Source organism: Sphingomonas sp. GW821-FHT04B01 (genome assembly GCF_059420425.1).
Genome location: NZ_JBWKTR010000001.1, coordinates 756,508 through 776,030 on the forward strand (window position 1 = coordinate 756,508; position 19,523 = coordinate 776,030).

Here is a 19,523-nt window from a genome sequence, read left to right on the forward strand (position 1 = left end):
GCCTTACCGCGCCAGCCGCTCCAGCGTCGGGATCAATTCGTCATAGCCATCGATCACCGCATCCGCGCCGAGCTCGGCCACCGGCTGCATCAGGAAGCCGAACGAACAGGCGATCGTCGGCAGGCCCGCCGCCTTGCCCGCCTCGATGTCGAAGATCGAATCGCCGACGAACGCCGCTGTGCCGCCGCCGCAGCGCGCCAGCATCTCGTAGATCGGCTTCGGGCTGGGCTTGGCGTTGCCCGGTCCCATCGTGTCGCCGCCGATGATGCACGCGAAGCGGCCGGTGAGATCGAGCGCGCCGAGCAGCTTGCGGGCCAGCCCCTCCAGCTTGTTGGTCACCACCGCCAGCCGTGCGCCCTGCGCGGCGAGCGTATCGAGCGCGTCGAGCACCCCGGGATAGGGCTGCGTCAAATCGGCGATATGCGCTTCGTAATGATCGAGCAGGAGCCGATGCAGCACGTCGAGCGTCGCCTCGTCGCAGCCGCCGGTCGCCGCCATCCCCTGCGCGAGCATGCGGCGCGCGCCGCCGCCGATCATCGGCTTGACCTGCGCGACGCCGAGCGGCGCCCGCCCGACCGAGGCGAGCGCATGGTTCACCGCCGCGGCGAGATCGCCGCTGGTGTCGAGCAGCGTCCCGTCGAGGTCGAAGCCGACGATGTCGAACGGAGCGTCGGGCGACGGGCGGGGTGGTGAATTCGACGTCATATCCGTGCGCCGGTGGCGCGTCGGTATGGAATTGGCAAGCCTTCCGTGGCAGTCGGACGGCATGACCACATCTCTCGCCGTCATCATCCTCGCCGCGGGCAAGGGCACGCGGATGAAGTCCGATCTGCACAAGGTGCTGCATCCCATCGCCGGGCGGCCGATGCTGCTCCACCTGATCGACAGCCTCAACCGCGCCGGCGCGACGCGCCGCGTCGTCGTGGTCGGCGCGTCGGGCGAGCAGGTCGAATCGGCGGTGGCGGCGACCGGGGTCGAGATCGCGTGGCAGCGCGAGCAGCTCGGCACCGCGCATGCCGCCCTGCAGGCCAAGGCCGCGCTCGCCGGTTTCGACGGCATCGCGATCGTCTGTTTCGGCGACACGCCGCTGCTCGGCAGCGACACCGTCGCCCGGCTCGCGGCGCGGCTCGAGGCGCCCGATGCGCCGACCGTCGCGGTGCTCGGCTTCCGCCCCGCCGATGCGCGTGCCTATGGCCGGATCATCGCGGCGAGCGACGGCACGATCCGCAAGATGGTGGAATATAAGGACGCCAGCCCCGCCGAGCGCGCGGTCGAATTGTGCAATTCGGGCGTCACCGCGGTGCGCACGCGCGACCTGTGGCGGCTGCTCGAATCGGTCGGCAACGACAATGCGGCGGGCGAATATTACCTTCCCGACGTGGTGACGCTGGCGATCGCCGGCGGCGGCCGCGCGGTGTGTATCGAGACGGGCGAGTACGAGGTCGCCGGCATCAACAGCCGCGGCGAGCTGGCGGCGGTCGAGGCGGGCTGGCAGACGGCGCGGCGCGCGCAGGCGATGGCCGACGGCGCGACGCTGATCGCGCCCGAGACGGTCTGGTTCAGTCATGATACCGTCGTCGGCCGCGACGTGGTGATCGAGCCCAATGTCGTCTTCGGCCCCGGCGTCACGATCGCCGACGGCGTCGTCATTCACGCGTTCAGCCATATCGAGGGCGCGACGATCGGCGCGAAGGCGGAGGTGGGGCCGTACGCCCGGCTGCGTCCCGGCGCGACGCTCGGCGTCAAATCGAAGGTCGGCAATTTCGTCGAGATCAAGAAGGCGGTGCTCGGCGAGGGCGCCAAGGTCAATCATCTCTCCTATATCGGCGATGCCGAGGTCGGCGCGGCGGCGAACATCGGCGCGGGCACGATCACCTGCAATTACGACGGCTTCTTCAAATACAGGACGCAGATCGGCGCGGGTGCGTTCATCGGCTCCAACTCGGCGCTGGTCGCGCCGGTGTCGGTCGGCGACGGCGCGATCGTCGCCGCGGGATCGGTGCTGACGCAGGACGTCGAGGCCGGCGCGCTGGCGCTGGTCCGCCCGCCGCAGGTCGCCAAGCCCGGCTGGGCGACGCGCTTCCGCGAGCGGATGGCGGCGCGTAAGGCTGGACAGTGATATCGGCGTGTGATATCATTTGGGCATGACGCGCATCCTCGCCGATCTGCCCGACGACGACGTCAAATGGCTCGACGCGCGTGCCGCCGAGCAGGGCAAGTCGCGCGCCTCGCTGCTGCGCGAGGCGGTCGCCAACTATCGCGCCGAAACGCCGCCGTCGAAAGACATGAGCTGGCTCGACGATGCCTTCGGCCTTTGGAAGGACCGGACCGACATCGGCGATGCGGTCGAATGGCAGCGCCGCGAGCGGGCGTCGTGGACGCGCCCGTGGGATGACGATTACGAGGACGTGAAAGCCGAGTTTCCGGACCTGTTCGATGCGGAGGACGATCGTCAGCGCCAGATCTATCTGGATATGAAAAACGGTCGTTTGTGATCGCGCGCTCGTTCGACAGCAATATCCTGATCGACGCGTTGAACGGACATGAGCCGGCGCATGCCGAGATCGCATCCGCAACCTATCTCCACATCAGCCGCGTGACGTGGATCGAGGTGCTGTCCAAGGTTGAGGAAGATCAGTTGCCGGTGGTGCATCGCTTTCTCAACCGGTTCGAGATCGACGAACTCGATCTCGTCATCGCGCAACGCGCTGCCGCGCTCCGCCGGGAGCGGCGGCGACTGAAGCTTGCCGACGCGGTCATCCTCGCCTCGGCGCAGGAACACGGCCGCATCCTCGTCACCCGTAACATCAAGGATTTCCCGGCGACCATGCCGGGGATCCGTGTTCCCTACCTCCTCTGAAGGCAGACCCCGATCATGTGTGGAATCGTTGGAATCGTCGGCGCGGAAGACGTCGCGGATCGCCTGCTCGACGGGCTCAAGCGGCTCGAATATCGCGGCTATGACTCGGCCGGCATCGCCACCGATCATGACGGCGGGATCGAGCGCCGGCGCGCCTCGGGCAAGCTCGTCAACCTCGCGCGCGAGCTCGCCGCGCATCCGCTGCCCGGCACCACCGGCATCGCGCACACCCGCTGGGCGACGCATGGCGGGCCGACCACCAACAACGCGCACCCGCATGCGACCGAGGAGGTCGCGGTCGTCCACAACGGCATCATCGAGAATTTCAAGCCGCTCCGCGACGAACTGATCGCGCGCGGCCGCGTGTTCACCAGCGAGACGGATACCGAGGTCGTCGCGCACCTCATCAGCGAGAAGGTCGAGGCGGGGATCGATCCGGTCGGCGCGGTGCGCGAGGTGCTGCCGCGCCTGCACGGCGCCTTCGCGCTCGCCATCCTGTTCCGCAAGCATCCCGAATTGCTGATCGGCGCGCGGCTCGGCTCGCCGCTCGTCGTCGGTCATGGCGACGGCGAGACCTACCTCGGCTCCGACGCGCTCGCGCTCGCGCCGCTGACGCAGCGCATCGCCTATCTCGACGAGGGCGACTGGGTCGTCTGCACCGCGGACGGCGCACAGGTTTACGACCGCGACAATCATCCGGTCGAGCGTGCGATCACCATTTCCGGCGTCACCGGCGAGCTGATCAGCAAGGGCAATCACCGCCACTATATGCTGAAGGAGATCTACGAGCAGCCGATCGTCGTCGCCCAGACGCTGCGCTCGTACCTGCAGCGGATGGAGGAACGCGTCACGCTGCCGATCCCTGAATTCGACCTGTCGAGCATCAAGCGCGTCACCATCGTCGCCTGCGGCACCAGTTTCTACGCCGGCATGGTCGCCAAATATTGGTTCGAGCAATTCGCGCGCGTTCCCGTCGACCTCGATGTCGCGTCCGAATTCCGCTACCGCGCGCCGGTGATGGAGCCGGGCGGGCTCGCGCTGTTCATCAGCCAGTCGGGCGAGACCGCCGATACGCTCGCCGCGCTGCGCCACGCGCGCTCCGAGGCGCAGACGATCGCGGTCGTCGTCAACGTGCCGACCAGTTCCATGGCGCGCGAGGCCGACTTGCTGCTCCCGACGCATGCCGGGCCGGAGATCGGCGTCGCCAGCACCAAGGCGTTCACCTGCCAGCTCGCGGTGCTCGCCGCGCTCGCTGCGAATCTTGCCCGCGCCAAGGGCAAGCTCAAGCCCGGCGAGGAGCGCGACATCGTCCGCCATCTCGCAGAGGCGCCTGCCGCGCTCAACGGCGCGCTCGCCTATGACGAGGCGATCCAGGCGATGGCGGGCGTCGTCGCCGGCGCGCGCGACGTCCTCTATCTCGGCCGTGGCACCGATTATCCGCTGGCGCTGGAGGGGGCGCTCAAGCTCAAGGAGATCAGCTACATTCACGCCGAAGGCTATGCCGCCGGCGAGATGAAGCACGGCCCGATCGCGCTGATCGACGAGAACGTCCCCGTCATCGTCATCGCCCCCTCCGGCCCGCTGTTCGACAAGACGGTGAGCAACATGCAGGAGGTGCAGGCGCGCGGCGGCAAGGTCGTCCTGATCAGCGACTACGACGGTATCCAGGCAGCGGGCGAGAATTGCGTCGCGACGATCACCATGCCGAAGGTGCATCCGCTGATCGCCCCGCTCGTCTATGCGGTGCCGGTGCAGCTGCTCGCCTATCACGTCGCGGTGGCGAAGGGGACCGACGTCGACCAGCCGCGCAACCTCGCCAAATCGGTGACGGTGGAGTGATGAACCCGACGCTCGGTTCATCCATCAGGTAATTGTATATACATCAATCGATGAAGATCGTCTATGATCCCGTCAAGGATGCCGCGAACAAGGTGAAGCACGGGCTGTCGCTGGCGGATTTCAGGGGTTTCGATGACGAAGCGATCAGTCTCGTGGATGATCGATACGATTATGGAGAAACGCGCTTTCGCTCGCTTGGTATGATCGATGGTCGACTCCACGTCATCGTCTTCACGCTGACCGGAGGCGTCATGCGTCTCATCAGCTTCCGTCGCGCCCATGCCAAGGAAGGTCGCCAGTATGAACGCCGTCGCTAAGCCGCCAGCCGATTATGATGACAACCCCGAATGGACGGAGGAGGACTTTGCCCTCGCCCGCCCGGTTGACGAGGTTTTTCCTGCCGACATCGTCGCGGCGCTGGTCCGCAATCGCAGCGGACGGCCCGTCGGATCGACCAAGGAACAGATTTCGCTGCGGCTCGACAAGGATCTGCTCGAGCATCTGCGGTCGGCCGGCCCTGGTTGGCAGTCGCGTATGAATCAGATGCTGCGTCAGGCGACCATGCCCGACCATAGTCTGGTCGCTGCGTCACGGGCGCAAGGCGATGGCGCGAGACTGGGCACGCTTCCAGCCTGACACGGGAAGGATCGTTATGGCGATGGACAAGGAAGAACAGGCGTTGTTGCTGTTCACCAATCGGTTGCTGCTCGACTGGATCAGTATCGCGATCGATACCGGCGCGGTGACGAGGGATCGGGCCGAACGGTTGATCGACTTCTCGGCAGGGCAAGTCGTGCAGGGTGCGCCATGGCTGGCGGAGGAGACCCGGGCGTTCGCCGCGTTGACCAAAGCTCGCCTGCCGGGTGATCCGGGGGCTCAATCGGATCGCGAGGTTTGACTGCCATCCAGCTCGTTCTCGCCTAACCGGATATTCTCGGCTAACGCCCGCGTCCTAAGGAGAAACGATCGTGGTCAGCGTCCCCCCTCTGGTAGCCGGTGTCGAATTGGGTGGGACCAAGATCGTCTGCCTGCTGGCGCGCGGGCCCGATGCGATCGAGGATCGCGTCCAATTGCCGACCACCCGGCCCGAAGAGACGCTGGCGGGGATCGAGCATGTCCTCGACGGCTGGGGCAAGTTCGACGCGCTCGGCATCGCCAGCTTCGGGCCGATCTCGATCGACCGGCATGCCGCCGACTACGGCCATGTCACCTCGACCCCCAAGCCGCATTGGGCAGGCACCGACGTCGCCAAGCGGCTCGCCGCGCGCTACGAGGTGCCGACCGGTTTCCATACCGATGTCGTCGGCGCCGCGCTGGCCGAGGCGCGCTGGGGCGCCGCCGAGGGGCTGCGCGATGTCGCCTATGTGACGGTCGGCACCGGCATCGGCGTCGGTCTGATCGCCGGCGGCGTGCCGGTCGACGGCCTCACCCACAGCGAATTGGGCCATATCCGCCCCGACCGGCTGACCGGCGACGACTGGATCGGCATCTGCCCGTTCCATGGCGGGTGTCTGGAGGGGCTCGCCGCCGGCCCCGCGATCGGCGCGCGTGCCGGCAAGAAGGGCGAGGACATCGCCGCCGACGATCCCGTCTGGGAACCGGTCGCCCATGTCCTCGCCCAGCTCTGCCACACGCTGGTGCTCACCGGCGTGCCGCGACGGATCGTCATGGGCGGCGGCGTGATGGTCGGCAACGACCATCTCTTCCCGCGCATCCGCGCCGCGATGGTCAAGAGCCTCGCCGGCTATATCGCTCTGCCAGAAATCGCCGAGCCTTCGTTCGTCGTCCCGCCGGCGCTCGGCGGCAATGCGGGGCCGCTCGGCGCGATCGTGATCGGCGGTCAGGCACTCGAACAGCAATTGAAGTCGTTCACGGCGTTTTAACCGTATTTGCTTACCTCTCCGCCAATGAGGAGAGGGAAGCTCGTGTCGATGACTGCCGCTGCATCCGAACGCCTGTCACCCCGGCGCCTGCTCGTCGTCGACGACGAGCCGGCGATGCACGACAGTTACGTCCGCAGCTTCGTCCGCCAGCGCGGGGCGGAAGAGGATGCGCTCGGCGTGATGGCGGTGGATCTGTTCGGTGCCGATGCCGCGCGCGATCCCGACGAGGCCGAGCCGTTCGAGCTTACCCTCTGCCATCAGGGGCATGAGGCGGTCGCCGCGGTCGAGGCGGCGCAGGCCGCCGGGACGCCATATGCCGTCGCCTTCATCGACATCCGCATGCCCCCCGGCATCGACGGGCGCGAGACCGCGCGCCGCATCCGCGCGATCGATCCCGAGATCAACCTGTGCATCGTTACCGGCTTTTCGGACTTCTCGCCGATCGAAATCAGCAAGGTCGCCGGTCCCGTCGACAAGATCTTCTACATCGCCAAACCCTTCGAGGTCGCCGAGATCATCCAGACCGCGACCGCGCTGGCCCGCCGCTGGGAGGTGGACCGCGAACTCGCCGCGGCGCGCGTGCAACTCGCGCAGCAGATCGTCCAGCTCGAGGAACAGGCCGCCGAACTCGCCGCCAACGAGAGCCGCGCGCTGCACATGGCGACGCACGATTCGCTCACCGATGCACCCAACCGGCTCGCCTTCCTGCGCGCGCTCGGCGATCGCGCCCGCCGCCCCGGCCTGTTCGCGACCGCGATGTTCGATCTCGACCGGTTCAAGATCGTCAACGACACGCTCGGCCATCTCGCCGGCGACGCGCTGATCCGCGACGTCTATGCCATCCTCCAGGCGCATGCGCCCGCAGGCGCGGTCGTCGCGCGGCTCGGCGGCGACGAATTCGGCGTGCTGTTCGACGCCGCCGGCGAGGACGCCGCGGTGATGGCGTGCGACCGCATCGTCGCCGCCTGCGCGGGCACGCATCAGGTGTTCGGCAATTCGGTGCAGAGCGGCGCCTCCGCCGGGGTCGTCGTCGTCGAGGGCAGCGGCTGCGACCCGATCGACGCGCTGCGCCGCGCCGACCTCGCGCTCAACGACGCCAAGCGCGCCGGCCGCAGCGTCACCCGCCTGTTCGACGAGAGCATGGACGAGGGCATCCGGTTCCGCCGCCGTGTGGAACAGGGGCTCGCCGCCGCGATCGGTCGCGGCGAACTCAGCCTCGTCTATCAGCCGATCGTCGGCCGCGGCGACCTTGAGGTGATCGGCTTCGAGGCGCTGGTACGCTGGAACACCGAGGAATATGGGCCGATCAGCCCGGCGATCTTCATCCCGATCGCCGAGGAATCGAACGTCATCCACGATCTCGGCGACTGGATTCTCGACGAGGCGCTGAAGACGGTGCAGCGCTTCCCCGGCCAATATGTCTCGGTTAATTTCTCGCCGCGCCAGTTCCGCCGCCACAATTTCGTCGGCCATGTCATGGAGAGCGTCCAGCGGGCCGGCGTGCTGCCCGGCCGCGTCCAGATCGAGATCACCGAAACCGCGATCTTCGACGATGCCGAGCGCGCCGCCGAGACGCTCTATCGCCTCCGCCAGATGGGCTTCCGCATCGCGCTCGACGATTTCGGCACCGGCTATTCCTCGCTCTACAACATCCGCAAATTCGCGCTCGATAGCCTCAAGATCGATCGCAGCTTCATCGACGGCATGGGGCGCGAGCGCGAGAGCGCGGCGATCGTCCATTCGATCATCCATCTCGGCCGGGCGCTGGGGCTGGAGGTGATCGCCGAGGGCGTCGAGACGCCGGCACAGGTGCAGGCGCTGCGTCTCGCCGGCACCAGCCACCTGCAGGGCTTCTTCTTCTCGCCGCCGGTCGCCGCCGACCATGCGATCGCGCTTGCCGAGCGGCGGGTGATCGGCGGTACGCCAGGCGACCGGGCGGATACCGGAACCAACGGCTGATGCGCCTTCCCGCGCTCGCGGCGTGGTCCTGGCGCGCGCGACCGGGGCGGGCGATGTCGCTCGGCGCCAAATTGGTGCTCATCCTCACCTTGGTCGGCGTCATCGGTGCGCTCGGCATCACCGTGCTGCTCGCCGGGATCATCACGCCGAGCTTCGACGCTTTGGAGGCCAAGGCCGTACAGGGGCACGTCGACCGAACCCGTGCGGCGCTCGCCGATTATGCCGCCAAGGTCGAAACCGCGGTCCGGGACTATGGCGATTGGACGCAGGGCTACGATTATATGGCGACGCCGCCGCCGGCGTCGCCCGCGGCCGCCGCATTCGAGCGCGACGGCGTCTCGCGACGTGCGCTGCGCGATCTCGGGGTGCAGGGCATCGCCTATGTCTCGGCTGACGGCGGCGTCCGCGTCGCGCGCTGGCGCGATGCGTCCTCGGGGGCGACGCACCGCGCGCTGCAGGCGGCGTTGGCGCAGGTCGCCGCCGATGCGGATCTCGCCCGCATCCTCGGCAAAGGCGCGTCGGCGCATTTCTACGCGCGCGTCGGCCCCGACATCGCCGCGATCGGCGTCGCGCGGGTGCGCCGGTCCGACGGCAGCGGCGATCCGCGTGGCTATGTGCTGATGGCGCGCGTGCTGACCGCGCGCCAGCTCTCCGATTTGTTGCGGCTCGACGCCCGGATCGGTCCCGCCGCGGATGCCAGCGGCCATGTCGCATCGGCCCGCGGGCGGATGACGATCGCCGTGCCGATCCGCGCGCCCGACGGTCGCGCGATCGCCACCGCGCGCTTCGACGTCACCCGCGACGCGACCCTGCTCGGCCGGCGCATGCTGCTATTGGCGGTCGCCGGTTCGACCTTGCTGCTGCTGATCGTGCTTCTCGTGCTGCGCCGGGTGATCGCCCGGCTGGTGCTGGCGCCGTTGCAGCGCGTCGAGCGCCACATGCAGCGCGTCCGCGCCTCCGGAACGATCGCCTTGTTCGAGGGCGATCGCCGCCGCGACGAATTCGGCTCGCTCGGCCGCAGTCTCAACGCGATGCTCGCGCAGCTCAAGGACCTGCGCGAGCAGATCGAGGTGCAGAGCTTCGCGCTCGGTCGCAGCGAGAGCGCGGTCGCGGTGATGCACAACGTCCGCAACGCGCTCACCCCGATCAGCACCATCCTGACCCAGGGCATCGCCCAGCCGCCGCCGATCGATCGCGCCACCGTCGAGCGCGCGCTCGCCGAGCTCGCGCTCGAGACGCTTCCGCCCGAGCGCCGCGTGCGGCTCGCGACCTTCGTCACCGCTGCCTTCGCGGCCGAGGTCGCCGGGCGCGAGACGATGCGCGGCGAGCTGCGCGTCGGTCGTGAGGCGATGGCCCACGTGCTCGAGATCATCGGCCAGCAGCAGCAGCAGGCGCACGATCGCCCGCATCTCGAACGCTGCGACCTCAGCGACATCGTCGCGCGCAACGCCGCGATCGCGCGCTATGCCGATGCCGCCTCGATCGCGTTCAGTTTCCCCGCCGGCTCGTATTACGTGCGCGCGAATCGCGTCATCCTCAGCCAGGTGATCGGCAATCTGCTCGGCAATGCCGCCGAGGCGGTCGCCGCCACCGGCAGCGACAGCGGCAGCATCGGCGTGTCGATCCACCAGTCGGGCGACGTGGTGACCGTCCACATCCGCGACGACGGCGAAGGCTTCGACGCCGCCACCGGTGCGACCGTATTCCAGCGCGGCTTCTCGACCCGCGAACACAAATCCGGTGGCCTCGGCCTGCACTGGTGCGCCAATTCGATGACCGCGATGGGCGGCACGCTGCGGCTGGAGAGCGAGGGCCGGGGCATGGGCGCGGTCGCTATCCTGACGCTCCGCACCGCGACGGCGGATGGCGCGGCATGAGCCCAAGGTTCCCTGTCTGAATTCCAAGACGGATCGCGGGTGTTCGGACACGTGCTGTTGCAGACCGGCAACGTAACAGAACGGTTATGCAAATGCCGCCATTCTGTCATTCGGCCAACCTAGCCCGCCCGCTTGGGCGCTCCCGGGAGCGCGTGGGGGATGTGGTGATGAAGACTGTTGCACTGATGGCGGGCGTGTCCGCGCTCGGCCTGTTCGCGGTGCCGGCGGCGGCGCAGAGCAGCGATGCGGCGCACGACACCGCGACCGCGCAGGAAGCGGCGCAGGCCGACGTGCAGACCGATGCCGATATCGTCGTCGTCGGCACCGCGCAGGGCGAGAAGAAGGCGATCGAGACCAAGCGCCGCGCCGACAATTTCGTCGAAGCGCTCTACGCCAACGATGTCGGCAAACTGCCCGACCAGAACGTCGCCGAGGCGGTGCGCCGCCTGCCCGGACTGTCGGTCGCCAACGATCAGGGCGAGGGCCGCTATGTCATCATCCGCGGCATCAACCCCAATCTCGTCAACGTCGTGCTCAACGGCCTGACGTTGCCGGCGCCCGAGCCCGACGGCCGTCAGGTCAAGCTCGACGACATCCCCTCGGCGCTGATCAACTCGATCGTCGTCACCAAGTCGCTGACTGCGGATCAGGACGCCAATGCGATCGGTGGTGAGGTCAACATCCGCACGCTGACCGCGTTCGACCGCAACAAGCCGCTCTTCGCCGATGCGCGCATCCAATATGGCGCCTATCACCTCAACGGCGGCCATCCATGGGAGGGCGACGCGCAGGTCGGCGGCCTGTTCGGCCCGGACGGCCAGTTCGGCGCGGTGCTGTCGGTCAATTATTCGAAGCGGCCGATCGAATCGGAGAATTTTCAGGGCTCGACGAGCTGGCGAGTGCCGGCATCGTCGACCGGCGCCAACCAGAGCTACGTTCTGCCGGACCAGCTCGGCCTGCGCGATTACAATCTGACCCGCACCCGCAAGGGCGTCGTCCTCAATCTCGACTGGCGGCCGAGCGACGCGGTCAAGCTGTTCCTGCGCGGCACGCTGTCGCGGTTCGACGACAACGAAACGCGCGACCAGTTCATCATCGACAACCAGTCCGCCTTCACCAATCAGACCGCGACCACCGGCACCTTCCGCGGTCGCGGCAGCGTCCGCGTCCGCCGCCGGCAGGAGACGGACAACACCAAGTCGGTGCAGGGCGGCGGCAGCTTCGCCTTCGGTGGCGACGCGACGCTCGATCTCGCCGGCGGCTGGACCCGCGCGCAGAAGCGCGACCCGCTGCGCTCGGAATATAATTTCCGCACAGGCGGCAGCGCGTTGACCGTCAATTACGACGTGTCTGACACGCCCTATGTCTTCACGCCGACGGTACAACCCAACGCCAACCAAAGCGCCTATGGCTTCAACAGCGTCAATTATGAAACCCGCAACGCGGTGGAAACCTTGTGGCAGGGGCGCGCCGACCTCATTGTGCCGCTAAGCCTCGGCAGCGACAGCAGCATTAAAATCGGTGCGAAATACCTCGACCGCCACAAGACCAATGCGCGCGATGTGCTCAATTACGGTCTCGCGACCGGCCGCAGCTTCACGCTCGCCAACGTCTCCTATCTCGGCGACACTAGCTTCTACGACGGTGCCTATCCCTTTCCGGTGCGGGTCGGCTACGATCGCGCGCAGGCGTTCCTCGCCGCCAATCCCGGCACGATCGCGGTCAACGTCGGGTCGAGCCGCACCAACAGCCTCGCCAACGATTATGACGTGCGCGAGAGCATCGCGGCGGGCTATGCGATGGCGACGCTCCATCTCGGCACGCTGACGCTGGTGCCCGGCGTCCGCGTCGAGAACACCCGCGACCGGACCAAGGGCAAGCTGATCACCGCCGCCTCGGCGCTCGACGCCGATTACAACGCCTTCGGCCGCAAGAGCTACACCGACGTCTTTCCGGGCCTCAACGCCAAATGGGAGGTGGCGAACGGCCTGATCGTCCGCGGTGCCGCGACCACCGCGATCGGCCGCCCGAACTACCCCGACCTGTCGCCCTATGTCGCGGTCGACACGACCACCTCGCCGACGACGGTCACGCTCGGCAATCCCGACCTCAAGCCCTACAAGGCGGTCAATCTCGACGGCGCGGTCGAATATTATTTGCCGGGGCAGGGGCTTCTGTCGGTCGGCTATTTCTACAAACATATCGACGACCCGATCTACACGGGCACGCGGATCAGCCAGTCGGGCAGCTATGCCGGCCAAGCGTTGACCGGCGTCAACGTCGTCCAGCCGCTCAATCTCGACAAGGCCGAGGTGCAGGGGATCGAGGCGAACGCGCAGGTCCGCTTCACCTTCCTGCCCGGCGCGCTCGACGGCTTCGGCTTCGCGGTCAATTACGCGCATATCACCGGTCATGGCAGCGGCACCGTTCCCGGCCAGCCGCCGCGCACCGGCGACCTGCCGTTGTTCCTCCAGTCGCGCGACGTCGGCACCGCACAAATCTTCTACGAGAAATACGGCGTCGCGATCCGCGCCGCTTATTCCTATCGCTCGCCCTACCTCGATACGATCGGCACCAGTGCGGCGACCGACCAATATACCGACAGCAACGGCCAGCTCGACGTCAACCTCAGCTATGAAGTGACGCCGCAGCTCACTTTCTTCGGTCAGGCGCTCAACCTCACCGATGCGGCGTGGCGTCGCTATATCGGATCGAAGCCGCAATTGATCGAGCGCGAACGCTATGGCTACAGCTTCCGCTGGGGCGCCCAGCTGCACTTCTAGGCGACGAGGGAAGGTGCTGCGACAGTGCAGTACCCGACGGGTGGCGATCGCCGCCTCAGGAGAGGACAAGACATGAAACGCCTGCTCATCGCCACGCTGATCGCCGGTGTGGCCACTCCCGTCGCGGCACGCGAGCCTGCCGCTCCGGCGGGCCTCACGCTCGACCGCGTCGTGCTGCTGATGCGCCACGGCGTCCGCCCGCCGACCAAGTCGCCGCCGCTGCCCGCGGGCAGTGCGCGCGACGCATGGCCGCAATGGCCGGTCGCACCCGGCTATCTCACGCCGCACGGCCGCGCCGCGCTGGTCCAAATCACCCGCTACGACCGCACCACCTGGACCGCCGCCGGCCTGCTGCCGCGCCGGGGCTGCGCGCGCCTCCGCATCGTCGCCGACAGCGATCAACGGACGATCGAGACCGCACGCACCTATGCCGCCGATCTGGCTCCCGGTTGTCCGTCGGCGCCCGAGCACAAGCCACAGGACGTCGCCGACCCGCTGTTCTCACCGATCGACGAAGGCGCAGTGCCCTTCGATGCGGAGGAGGCGCGGGCCGCGGTGCTCGCCGCCGCCGGTCCCGCCGGCATCGCCGCCGAGGAACGCCGCCTCGCCCCGCTCCTGACGCGGCTCGACGTCATCCTCTGCGGCAAGCCCACGCCCGGGTGCGGCATCGCCGCCACGCCGACCGGCCTCGCCCCCGCACGACCCGGCAAGCGCCCCAAGCTTACCGGTGCGCTCGATCGCGCCTCGACCGCGGCACAAATTCTCCTGCTCGAATATGCCGACGGCAAACCGATGACCGACGTCGGCTGGGGCCGCGCAACGCCGGCCGACATCGGCCGACTGTCCGAGCTGCACAGCGCCGAATTCCGGCTGCTCGCGCGTCCGCGCTACGTCGCCAAGGCCAATCTCGCGCTGCTCGCGCCGCTGATCGCCGAGTCGCTCGGCGACGACGGGGCCGCGGCGGTGACGATGATCTCCGGCCACGACACCAATATCGCCAGCCTCGGCGGGCTGCTCGCCCTGCATTGGCGCGTCCCGGGCCTCGCCGCCGACGATCCGTCGCCGGGCGGCGCGATCATCTTCGAACGGCTGCGCGATGCCGCCGGGGACCGATACGTGCGCGCACTCTTCCGATCGCAGACGCTCGATCAGATCCGCAGCGCCGCACCGCTTGCGGCGCCCTATGTCGCGGTGCTGCCGATTCCCGACTGCAAGGCGCGTGGCGTCGCCGGCCTGTGCACGCTCGCTGAGTTCCGCGCGGCGTTGCTGCGCTAGCGCCCGGACGCCCTGTCGCCCGGCTTTCGCAGCGTTGCCAGGAAGCGCGGCAGCAGACCGGTCGCGCGCAGCGCCGGCAGATAGGCGGCCGACTCGCAGGACGCGCGACTGCGGTCGATATGGTCGCAGCGCGCGATGCCGCCGTCCGCCGATCGCGGCAAGGCGCGGTCGAGTCGCCGCCGCTCGCCGGCGGGCAGCGAATCGCGGAAATCGTCGAGCCGCTGCAACCGCTCGCCCGCGGGCAATGCAGTGAACCGCGCGGGCACCGCCGGCAGCGCCGACCCCGCAAGCAACAGGGACCATAGCACAGCCATGTCAGCCTCCGTGTTCGCTCCCGGACCGTTACGATAGCACGATCCGGGGCGGCGAACAGGTCAGTCGGCGGCAGCGTTCGCCGGCCGCGTCGCGATCAGCGTCGGCGCCTCCGCGACGAACCGGTCGAGCACGCCGTCGGCGATCTTGATCGGGCCGTCGAACCGGGTCGCGCCGGGGATCGACGGGATCGCCGCCGCCTCGGCCGCCAGCCGCTTGGCGTCGGCGAAATAGCGCATTGCGGCGCCGCTGCCGCGATTCGCCGCGTCGAGCCCCGCGGCGGTCAGCTGCAACGCGCGGCCCCAGCGCTGCAAGGCGTCGAGCCACGGCCGCGCCTGCGCGGCGAAGGCGGGATCGACCGTGCCCGAGCGGATGATGTCCGACGCCCCCGCCAGTGCATCGGCGCGCTGCGCGAGTTGGGCGATCGCCGCCTGCCGCGCCGCCGCGTCGCCCTCGGCCAGCGTCTCGCGCACGTCGTCGAGCAGCGCCTTGAGCTGCGGCGCCTGCGGCTGCCACGGCTGGCTGCCGAAGGTCGGCGCCATATGCTGCGTGTCGAAGAACAGCAGCAGCGCCGCGGTGGCCTGTGCGTCGCCGCCGGCCAGTTCACGCGCCGCGGCATGCCAGGTCAGCGTCGGGTCGTAATCCCGGTCGTTCCACGAGAAGGCGGCGACGCCGGTCACCGCGACGCGACTCGGCGCCTCCTGGTTCATCGGGTTGGACAGGATGCCGGTCAGCTCGCCCGACAGTCCCGCCTCGCGCCGGTCATAGGGCGCGAGCAGCAGCCGGCCGGTGGTCTGGGCGTAATCGTTGACCGGATAATTGTCCCACAGCAGCGTCTTGCGGCCGAACGCCTTGGTCGCCGCCTTGGCATCGGGGATCGAGATCGCGGGCGGCACCACGTCGGTGCCGGTCCATTGCACGACGATGCGGGGATCGAGGTGCTGGCGCAGCGCCGCCTTGTACGGCGTTTCCTTGGCGTCGTAATATTCGGTCGGCACCATGATCAGCGGCCGCGCCTTGGGGTCCTTTGCGGTCAGGTCCTTCTGCACCGTGTTGAGCAATTGCGACTGGGCGACGCCCGCCGCCTGCGCGCCGGACGGCCCGAAGGCGGCGGTGTCGCGTTCGCAATTCCACTTGGTATATTCGATGTCGTCGAGCGCGACGTAGAAACTGTCGATGCCGATCGCGCGCAATGCGTCGAACTTGCGCTCCAGCGCCCTGGCGTCGGCGGGATCGGAGAAGCAGACGGTGGGGCCGGGCGAGATCGCATAGACGAAGTCGACGTGGTTGCGCCGCGCCGTCGCCGCCAGCGTACCGAGCTCGTTCAGCGTCGCGGCGGGATAGGGCTCACGCCAGCGCGCTCGCGCGAACGGATCGTCCTTGGGGCTGTAGACATAGGTGTTCGCCTTGACGCTGGCGAGGAAGGCGAGATGCTTGGTGCGGTCCGCCATCGTCCACGGCGCGCCGTAGAAGCCCTCGATCGTGCCGCGGATCGGCATCGCCGGATGATCCCGGATCACCAGCGCGGGTAGCGTCTGCCGCCGCGCGAGCTGGCGGAAGGTCTGGGCGGCGTGGAACAGGCCGTCGGCGTCCTGGCCGGCGAGCGCAATCAGGCTGCCCTTATTGCGGGCGAGACTGGCGATCGTGTAGCCTTCGGCATGGCCGTCGAGCGTCGTGCCGCTGCGCGCGAGCGCGTCGCGGATCACGCCGGCGTCGCCGGTGCCGAGCACGACATAGGTCCGGTCGAGCGTCTTCGGCACCGCACGCGCACTGGCGATCGTCGTCACCCCGGCGGCGGTCAGGATGCCGCGGACCAGCGTGACCGTCTCGCCCTGCGTCCCGGGTGCGACCACCAGCACCACCGAATCACCGAGCGCCACCGCGCCGTCGCCGAGCGTGATCGACGCGGGCGCGGGGAAGATCGCCGGCAGCGTCGCCGGTTCGGCCGCGCCCGCCGCAGCGGCGAACCCCGCCAGCGTGGCCGCCAATGCCGCATATACGCCGATTCCGCCCTTGCGCCGCGTCATCCTGAGCCTCCGGTATCCAATTGGTATTACGCAGGCTTAGGCAGATGTCGCACCCGCGGCAAGCCGGACGCCGCACCGGCCACGTCGAGACACGCTTCGTCACCCTCTTGATCGTATACGTCATGGCCGCTAAGGGGGCGGCAGCATCAAGAGTCGGGACGACGCCCGACACCAACCTGCTCCCGAGCAAGGTGGTGCCTCCATGCAGATGGAGGGATGTGGCCGTACCGGCAACCAACGGGATCACGCCACACGTCGCTTCGTCTCTGGTGCATCGAACCGGAACAAGGACAGCGACGTGACCGACGCCCAGCAATTCGCCAGCGACAATTATGCCGGAATCTGCCCCGAGGCGTGGCAGGCGATGGACCGTGCGAATCGCGGCTCGGCCAGCGCCTACGGCGACGACGACTGGACGCAGCGCGCCTCCGACGCCTTCCGCGACCTGTTCGAGACCGAATGCGAGGTGTTCTTCGCCTTCAACGGCACCGCCGCCAATTCGCTCGCGCTCGCCTCGCTCTGCCAATCCTATCACAGCGTGATCTGCTCGGCGCAGGCGCATGTCGAGACCGACGAATGCGGCGCGCCCGAATTCTTCTCGAACGGCTCGAAACTGCTCGTCGCGCCGACCGAGAGCGGCAAGCTTGATCCGCAGGCGATCCGCAAGCTCGCCACCGGTCGCGCCGATATCCATTTCCCCAAGCCGCGCGTCGTGACGATCACCCAGCCGACCGAGACGGGGCAGGTCTATACCGTTGCCGAGGTGCAGGCGCTGTCGGCGGTGTGCCGCGAGCTCGGTTTGCGGCTGCACATGGACGGCGCCCGCTTCGCGCATGCCTGCGCGACCTTGGGATGCAGCCCGGCGGACATCACCTGGCGCGCCGGCGTCGACGTATTGTGTTTCGGCGGCACCAAGAACGGCATGGCGGTCGGCGAGGCGGTGCTGTTCTTCGATCCCGCGCTTGCGCAGGATTTCGACTATCGCTGCAAACAGGCGGGGCAGCTCGCCTCGAAGATGCGCTTCCTGTCGGCGCCCTGGGTCGGCCTGCTGGAAAGCGGCGCCTGGCTGAGCAATGCCGAACACGGCAACGCCTGCGCCGACCGGCTCGCGGCGGCGGTTGCCGATTTGCCCGGCGTCGACCTGATGTTCCCGGTCGAGGCGAATGCCGTTTTCCTCACCGCGCCCGACACGGTGCTCGACGGCCTGCGCGAGCGCGGGTGGCGCTTCTATACCTTCATCGGCGGCGGCGCGCGCTTCATGTTCGCCTGGGATGCCGATCCGGCGCGCGTCGACGCCCTGATCGCCGACCTGCGCGCCGTCGCGGGGGATGCGGGCGCGGACGCCTTCGCCTGCGCTGCTGCCTGAGCCGGATACGACAAGGGCCGGAGCGTCGCCGCTCCGGCCCTTCGTACCGCGACACTGGTCGCGATTACTTCGAGCGTTCGACCTGTTCGAAGTCGAGCTCGACCGGGGTGGCGCGGCCGAAGATCGACACCGACACCTTGACCTTCGACTTGTCGAAATCGAGTTCCTCGACGATGCCGTTGAAGCTCGCGAACGGCCCTTCGAGCACTTTGACCGCATCGCCGATCTCGTAATCGACCTTGATCTTGGTCTTCGGCGCCGCGGCGGCCTCTTCCTTGCTGTTGAGCATCCGCGCGGCCTCGGCCTCGCTGATCGCCTGCGGCTTGCCCATGCTGCCGAGGAAGCCGGTCACCTTGGGCGTGTTCTTGACGAGGTGGTAGACGTCGTCGTTCATGTTGAGCTTGGCGAGGACGTAGCCGGGCATGAACTTGCGCTCGACCGCGATCTTCTTGCCGCGGCGGGCCTCGGTCACCGTCTCGGTCGGCACCTCGATCTGCTCGACGAGCTGCTCGAGCCCGAGCCGCGTCGCCTCGGCCATGATCGCGTCGCGGACCTTGCCCTCGAAGCCCGAATAGGCGTGAATGATGTACCAGCGCGCCATTGGAAAACCCTTACTTCGCGAGCTTGAGCAGCGCCTGGACGACCGCGTTGAAGAACGTGTCGACGCCCAGGAAGAACAGCGCGAGGATCGTGGTCATGATGACCACCATGACGCCCGTCATGATCGTCTCGCGCCGGGTCGGCCAGACGACCTTCTTGGTCTCGGCCTGCACCTGACGGATGAATTCAATGGGGGTCGTCTTCGCCACTGTTTTTTCTCAAAACCCGCTGGAATCACGAAAATCCGTGTCGCTGAAGACATAAGGCCGCTGCCGCTTCCCTCATGTGGGGAACCGGCGTGGCCCGTCCTCAGCTGTCGGATGGCCTGCGCAGATAGCCGCGCGGGCCGGTAAAGGCAAGTCCGCCGGGAGGCGCCGCGCCGGCGCGCCCGCGGCGCAACTCAATGACCGTAGGTCTTGATCCCGCGCCGGCGCAGCTTCTCGCGCTTGCGCTTGCGCAAATATACGATCAGCGTCGGTATGCCGATCAGCACCAACACGCCGATAATGGCATAAACCAGCGTAAATCGAGTAGCCTCATCCATGCCCGCTTTATAGCAGGCCGAATGTCGGCGTCACCGCCAATATGACAAAAAATTCATTGCGTTCGGTCAAGGTCCGGCCGGCGCGTCGCGGGCGGGACTGGCAGGAGTGCACGGACTCGAACCGTGGGCCCTCGGTTTTGGAGACCGATGCTCTACCAACTGAGCTACACTCCTGCAGCGCCGCGGCCTCTACCGCCT

At 68.0% G+C, this 19,523-nt stretch carries 19 protein-coding genes, 1 tRNA gene and 1 riboswitch; of the genes, 13 read left to right on the forward strand and 7 right to left on the reverse strand.

The window, feature by feature from the left end; translation table 11 throughout:
* Positions 1-3 precede the first annotated feature (3 nt).
* Positions 4-705 (reverse strand): HAD-IA family hydrolase, encoded by a 702-nt coding sequence (locus AC07UH_RS03645; RefSeq protein WP_495179313.1) that lies wholly within the window; start codon positions 703-705, stop codon positions 4-6.
* Between the two features lie 61 nt (positions 706-766).
* Between AC07UH_RS03645 and glmU the strand changes: the two genes are divergently transcribed.
* The 12 genes from glmU (at position 767) to AC07UH_RS03705 (ending at position 14,476) form a co-directional block, all read left to right on the forward strand.
* Positions 767-2,119 (forward strand): bifunctional UDP-N-acetylglucosamine diphosphorylase/glucosamine-1-phosphate N-acetyltransferase GlmU, encoded by a 1,353-nt coding sequence (glmU, locus tag AC07UH_RS03650; RefSeq protein ID WP_495179312.1) that lies wholly within the window; start codon positions 767-769, stop codon positions 2,117-2,119.
* 25 nt (positions 2,120-2,144) lie between these two features.
* Complete coding sequence (locus AC07UH_RS03655) at positions 2,145-2,495, forward strand: ribbon-helix-helix domain-containing protein (RefSeq protein WP_495179311.1); 351 nt, start codon at positions 2,145-2,147, stop codon at positions 2,493-2,495.
* Complete coding sequence (locus AC07UH_RS03660; protein WP_322850168.1) at positions 2,492-2,860, forward strand: PIN domain-containing protein; 369 nt, start codon at positions 2,492-2,494, stop codon at positions 2,858-2,860. Before AC07UH_RS03655 ends, AC07UH_RS03660 begins: the two co-directional genes overlap by 4 nt.
* 15 nt (positions 2,861-2,875) lie before the next feature.
* Positions 2,876-4,699 carry a glutamine--fructose-6-phosphate transaminase (isomerizing) gene (gene glmS, locus AC07UH_RS03665; protein ID WP_038663427.1) on the forward strand — a complete coding sequence of 608 codons (1,824 nt, stop codon included), beginning with the start codon at positions 2,876-2,878 and terminating at the stop codon, positions 4,697-4,699.
* Between the two features lie 50 nt (positions 4,700-4,749).
* Complete coding sequence (locus AC07UH_RS03670) at positions 4,750-5,016, forward strand: BrnT family toxin (RefSeq protein ID WP_495179310.1); 267 nt, start codon at positions 4,750-4,752, stop codon at positions 5,014-5,016.
* Positions 5,000-5,335 (forward strand): BrnA antitoxin family protein, encoded by a 336-nt coding sequence (locus AC07UH_RS03675; protein ID WP_495179309.1) that lies wholly within the window; start codon positions 5,000-5,002, stop codon positions 5,333-5,335. Before AC07UH_RS03670 ends, AC07UH_RS03675 begins: the two co-directional genes overlap by 17 nt.
* 16 nt (positions 5,336-5,351) lie before the next feature.
* Entirely contained in the window at positions 5,352-5,597 is a 246-nt protein-coding gene (locus AC07UH_RS03680; RefSeq protein WP_495179308.1) for a hypothetical protein, read from the forward strand.
* Between the two features lie 70 nt (positions 5,598-5,667).
* Positions 5,668-6,582 (forward strand): ROK family protein, encoded by a 915-nt coding sequence (locus tag AC07UH_RS03685; RefSeq protein WP_495179307.1) that lies wholly within the window; start codon positions 5,668-5,670, stop codon positions 6,580-6,582.
* Positions 6,583-6,630: 48 nt separating this feature from the next.
* Positions 6,631-8,541 (forward strand): putative bifunctional diguanylate cyclase/phosphodiesterase, encoded by a 1,911-nt coding sequence (locus AC07UH_RS03690; RefSeq protein ID WP_495179306.1) that lies wholly within the window; start codon positions 6,631-6,633, stop codon positions 8,539-8,541.
* Positions 8,541-10,418 carry an ATP-binding protein gene (locus AC07UH_RS03695; protein WP_495179305.1) on the forward strand — a complete coding sequence of 626 codons (1,878 nt, stop codon included), beginning with the start codon at positions 8,541-8,543 and terminating at the stop codon, positions 10,416-10,418. Before AC07UH_RS03690 ends, AC07UH_RS03695 begins: the two co-directional genes overlap by 1 nt.
* A 167-nt stretch (positions 10,419-10,585) precedes the next feature.
* Positions 10,586-13,201 carry a TonB-dependent receptor gene (locus AC07UH_RS03700; protein ID WP_495179304.1) on the forward strand — a complete coding sequence of 872 codons (2,616 nt, stop codon included), beginning with the start codon at positions 10,586-10,588 and terminating at the stop codon, positions 13,199-13,201.
* A 72-nt stretch (positions 13,202-13,273) separates the two neighbouring features.
* Entirely contained in the window at positions 13,274-14,476 is a 1,203-nt protein-coding gene (locus AC07UH_RS03705; RefSeq protein ID WP_495179303.1) for a histidine-type phosphatase, read from the forward strand.
* Here AC07UH_RS03705 and AC07UH_RS03710 read toward each other — a convergent pair.
* Positions 14,473-14,790 carry a hypothetical protein gene (locus AC07UH_RS03710; RefSeq protein WP_495179302.1) on the reverse strand — a complete coding sequence of 106 codons (318 nt, stop codon included), beginning with the start codon at positions 14,788-14,790 and terminating at the stop codon, positions 14,473-14,475. The two genes, AC07UH_RS03705 and AC07UH_RS03710, sit on opposite strands and share 4 nt — an antisense overlap.
* Before the next feature lie 60 nt (positions 14,791-14,850).
* Positions 14,851-16,815 (reverse strand): glycoside hydrolase family 84 protein, encoded by a 1,965-nt coding sequence (locus AC07UH_RS03715; RefSeq protein WP_495179301.1) that lies wholly within the window; start codon positions 16,813-16,815, stop codon positions 14,851-14,853.
* Positions 16,816-16,953: 138 nt separating this feature from the next.
* Positions 16,954-17,063, forward strand: a riboswitch (SAM-I-IV-variant riboswitch).
* 50 nt (positions 17,064-17,113) lie between these two features.
* Here AC07UH_RS03715 and AC07UH_RS03720 point away from each other — a divergent pair.
* Entirely contained in the window at positions 17,114-18,181 is a 1,068-nt protein-coding gene (locus AC07UH_RS03720) for a threonine aldolase family protein (protein ID WP_249340641.1), read from the forward strand.
* A 64-nt stretch (positions 18,182-18,245) separates the two neighbouring features.
* Here AC07UH_RS03720 and nusG read toward each other — a convergent pair whose 3' ends face one another.
* From nusG to AC07UH_RS03740, 4 genes are all read right to left on the reverse strand, one after another.
* Positions 18,246-18,782 (reverse strand): transcription termination/antitermination protein NusG, encoded by a 537-nt coding sequence (gene nusG / locus AC07UH_RS03725; protein ID WP_495179300.1) that lies wholly within the window; start codon positions 18,780-18,782, stop codon positions 18,246-18,248.
* A gap of 10 nt (positions 18,783-18,792) precedes the next feature.
* On the reverse strand, positions 18,793-18,990 hold the full coding sequence (gene secE, locus AC07UH_RS03730) for a preprotein translocase subunit SecE (protein ID WP_017979500.1): 198 nt from the start codon (positions 18,988-18,990) through the stop codon (positions 18,793-18,795).
* Positions 18,991-19,181: 191 nt separating this feature from the next.
* Positions 19,182-19,325 carry an LPXTG cell wall anchor domain-containing protein gene (locus AC07UH_RS03735; protein ID WP_495179299.1) on the reverse strand — a complete coding sequence of 48 codons (144 nt, stop codon included), beginning with the start codon at positions 19,323-19,325 and terminating at the stop codon, positions 19,182-19,184.
* 98 nt (positions 19,326-19,423) lie between these two features.
* Positions 19,424-19,499, reverse strand: a tRNA-Trp gene (locus AC07UH_RS03740).
* Between the last annotated feature and the right edge of the window lie 24 nt (positions 19,500-19,523).

Coding starts and splice junctions, on each gene's coding strand:
- AC07UH_RS03645 (WP_495179313.1), bottom strand. CDS start 705: ATGACGTCGAATTCACCACCCCGCCCGTCGCCCGACGCTCCGTTCGAC.
- glmU (WP_495179312.1), top strand. CDS start 767: ATGACCACATCTCTCGCCGTCATCATCCTCGCCGCGGGCAAGGGCACG.
- AC07UH_RS03655 (WP_495179311.1), top strand. CDS start 2,145: ATGACGCGCATCCTCGCCGATCTGCCCGACGACGACGTCAAATGGCTC.
- glmS (WP_038663427.1), top strand. CDS start 2,876: ATGTGTGGAATCGTTGGAATCGTCGGCGCGGAAGACGTCGCGGATCGC.
- AC07UH_RS03670 (WP_495179310.1), top strand. CDS start 4,750: ATGAAGATCGTCTATGATCCCGTCAAGGATGCCGCGAACAAGGTGAAG.
- AC07UH_RS03675 (WP_495179309.1), top strand. CDS start 5,000: ATGAACGCCGTCGCTAAGCCGCCAGCCGATTATGATGACAACCCCGAA.
- AC07UH_RS03680 (WP_495179308.1), top strand. CDS start 5,352: ATGGCGATGGACAAGGAAGAACAGGCGTTGTTGCTGTTCACCAATCGG.
- AC07UH_RS03690 (WP_495179306.1), top strand. CDS start 6,631: ATGACTGCCGCTGCATCCGAACGCCTGTCACCCCGGCGCCTGCTCGTC.
- AC07UH_RS03695 (WP_495179305.1), top strand. CDS start 8,541: ATGCGCCTTCCCGCGCTCGCGGCGTGGTCCTGGCGCGCGCGACCGGGG.
- AC07UH_RS03700 (WP_495179304.1), top strand. CDS start 10,586: ATGAAGACTGTTGCACTGATGGCGGGCGTGTCCGCGCTCGGCCTGTTC.
- AC07UH_RS03705 (WP_495179303.1), top strand. CDS start 13,274: ATGAAACGCCTGCTCATCGCCACGCTGATCGCCGGTGTGGCCACTCCC.
- AC07UH_RS03710 (WP_495179302.1), bottom strand. CDS start 14,790: ATGGCTGTGCTATGGTCCCTGTTGCTTGCGGGGTCGGCGCTGCCGGCG.
- AC07UH_RS03715 (WP_495179301.1), bottom strand. CDS start 16,815: ATGACGCGGCGCAAGGGCGGAATCGGCGTATATGCGGCATTGGCGGCC.
- nusG (WP_495179300.1), bottom strand. CDS start 18,782: ATGGCGCGCTGGTACATCATTCACGCCTATTCGGGCTTCGAGGGCAAG.
- AC07UH_RS03735 (WP_495179299.1), bottom strand. CDS start 19,325: ATGGATGAGGCTACTCGATTTACGCTGGTTTATGCCATTATCGGCGTG.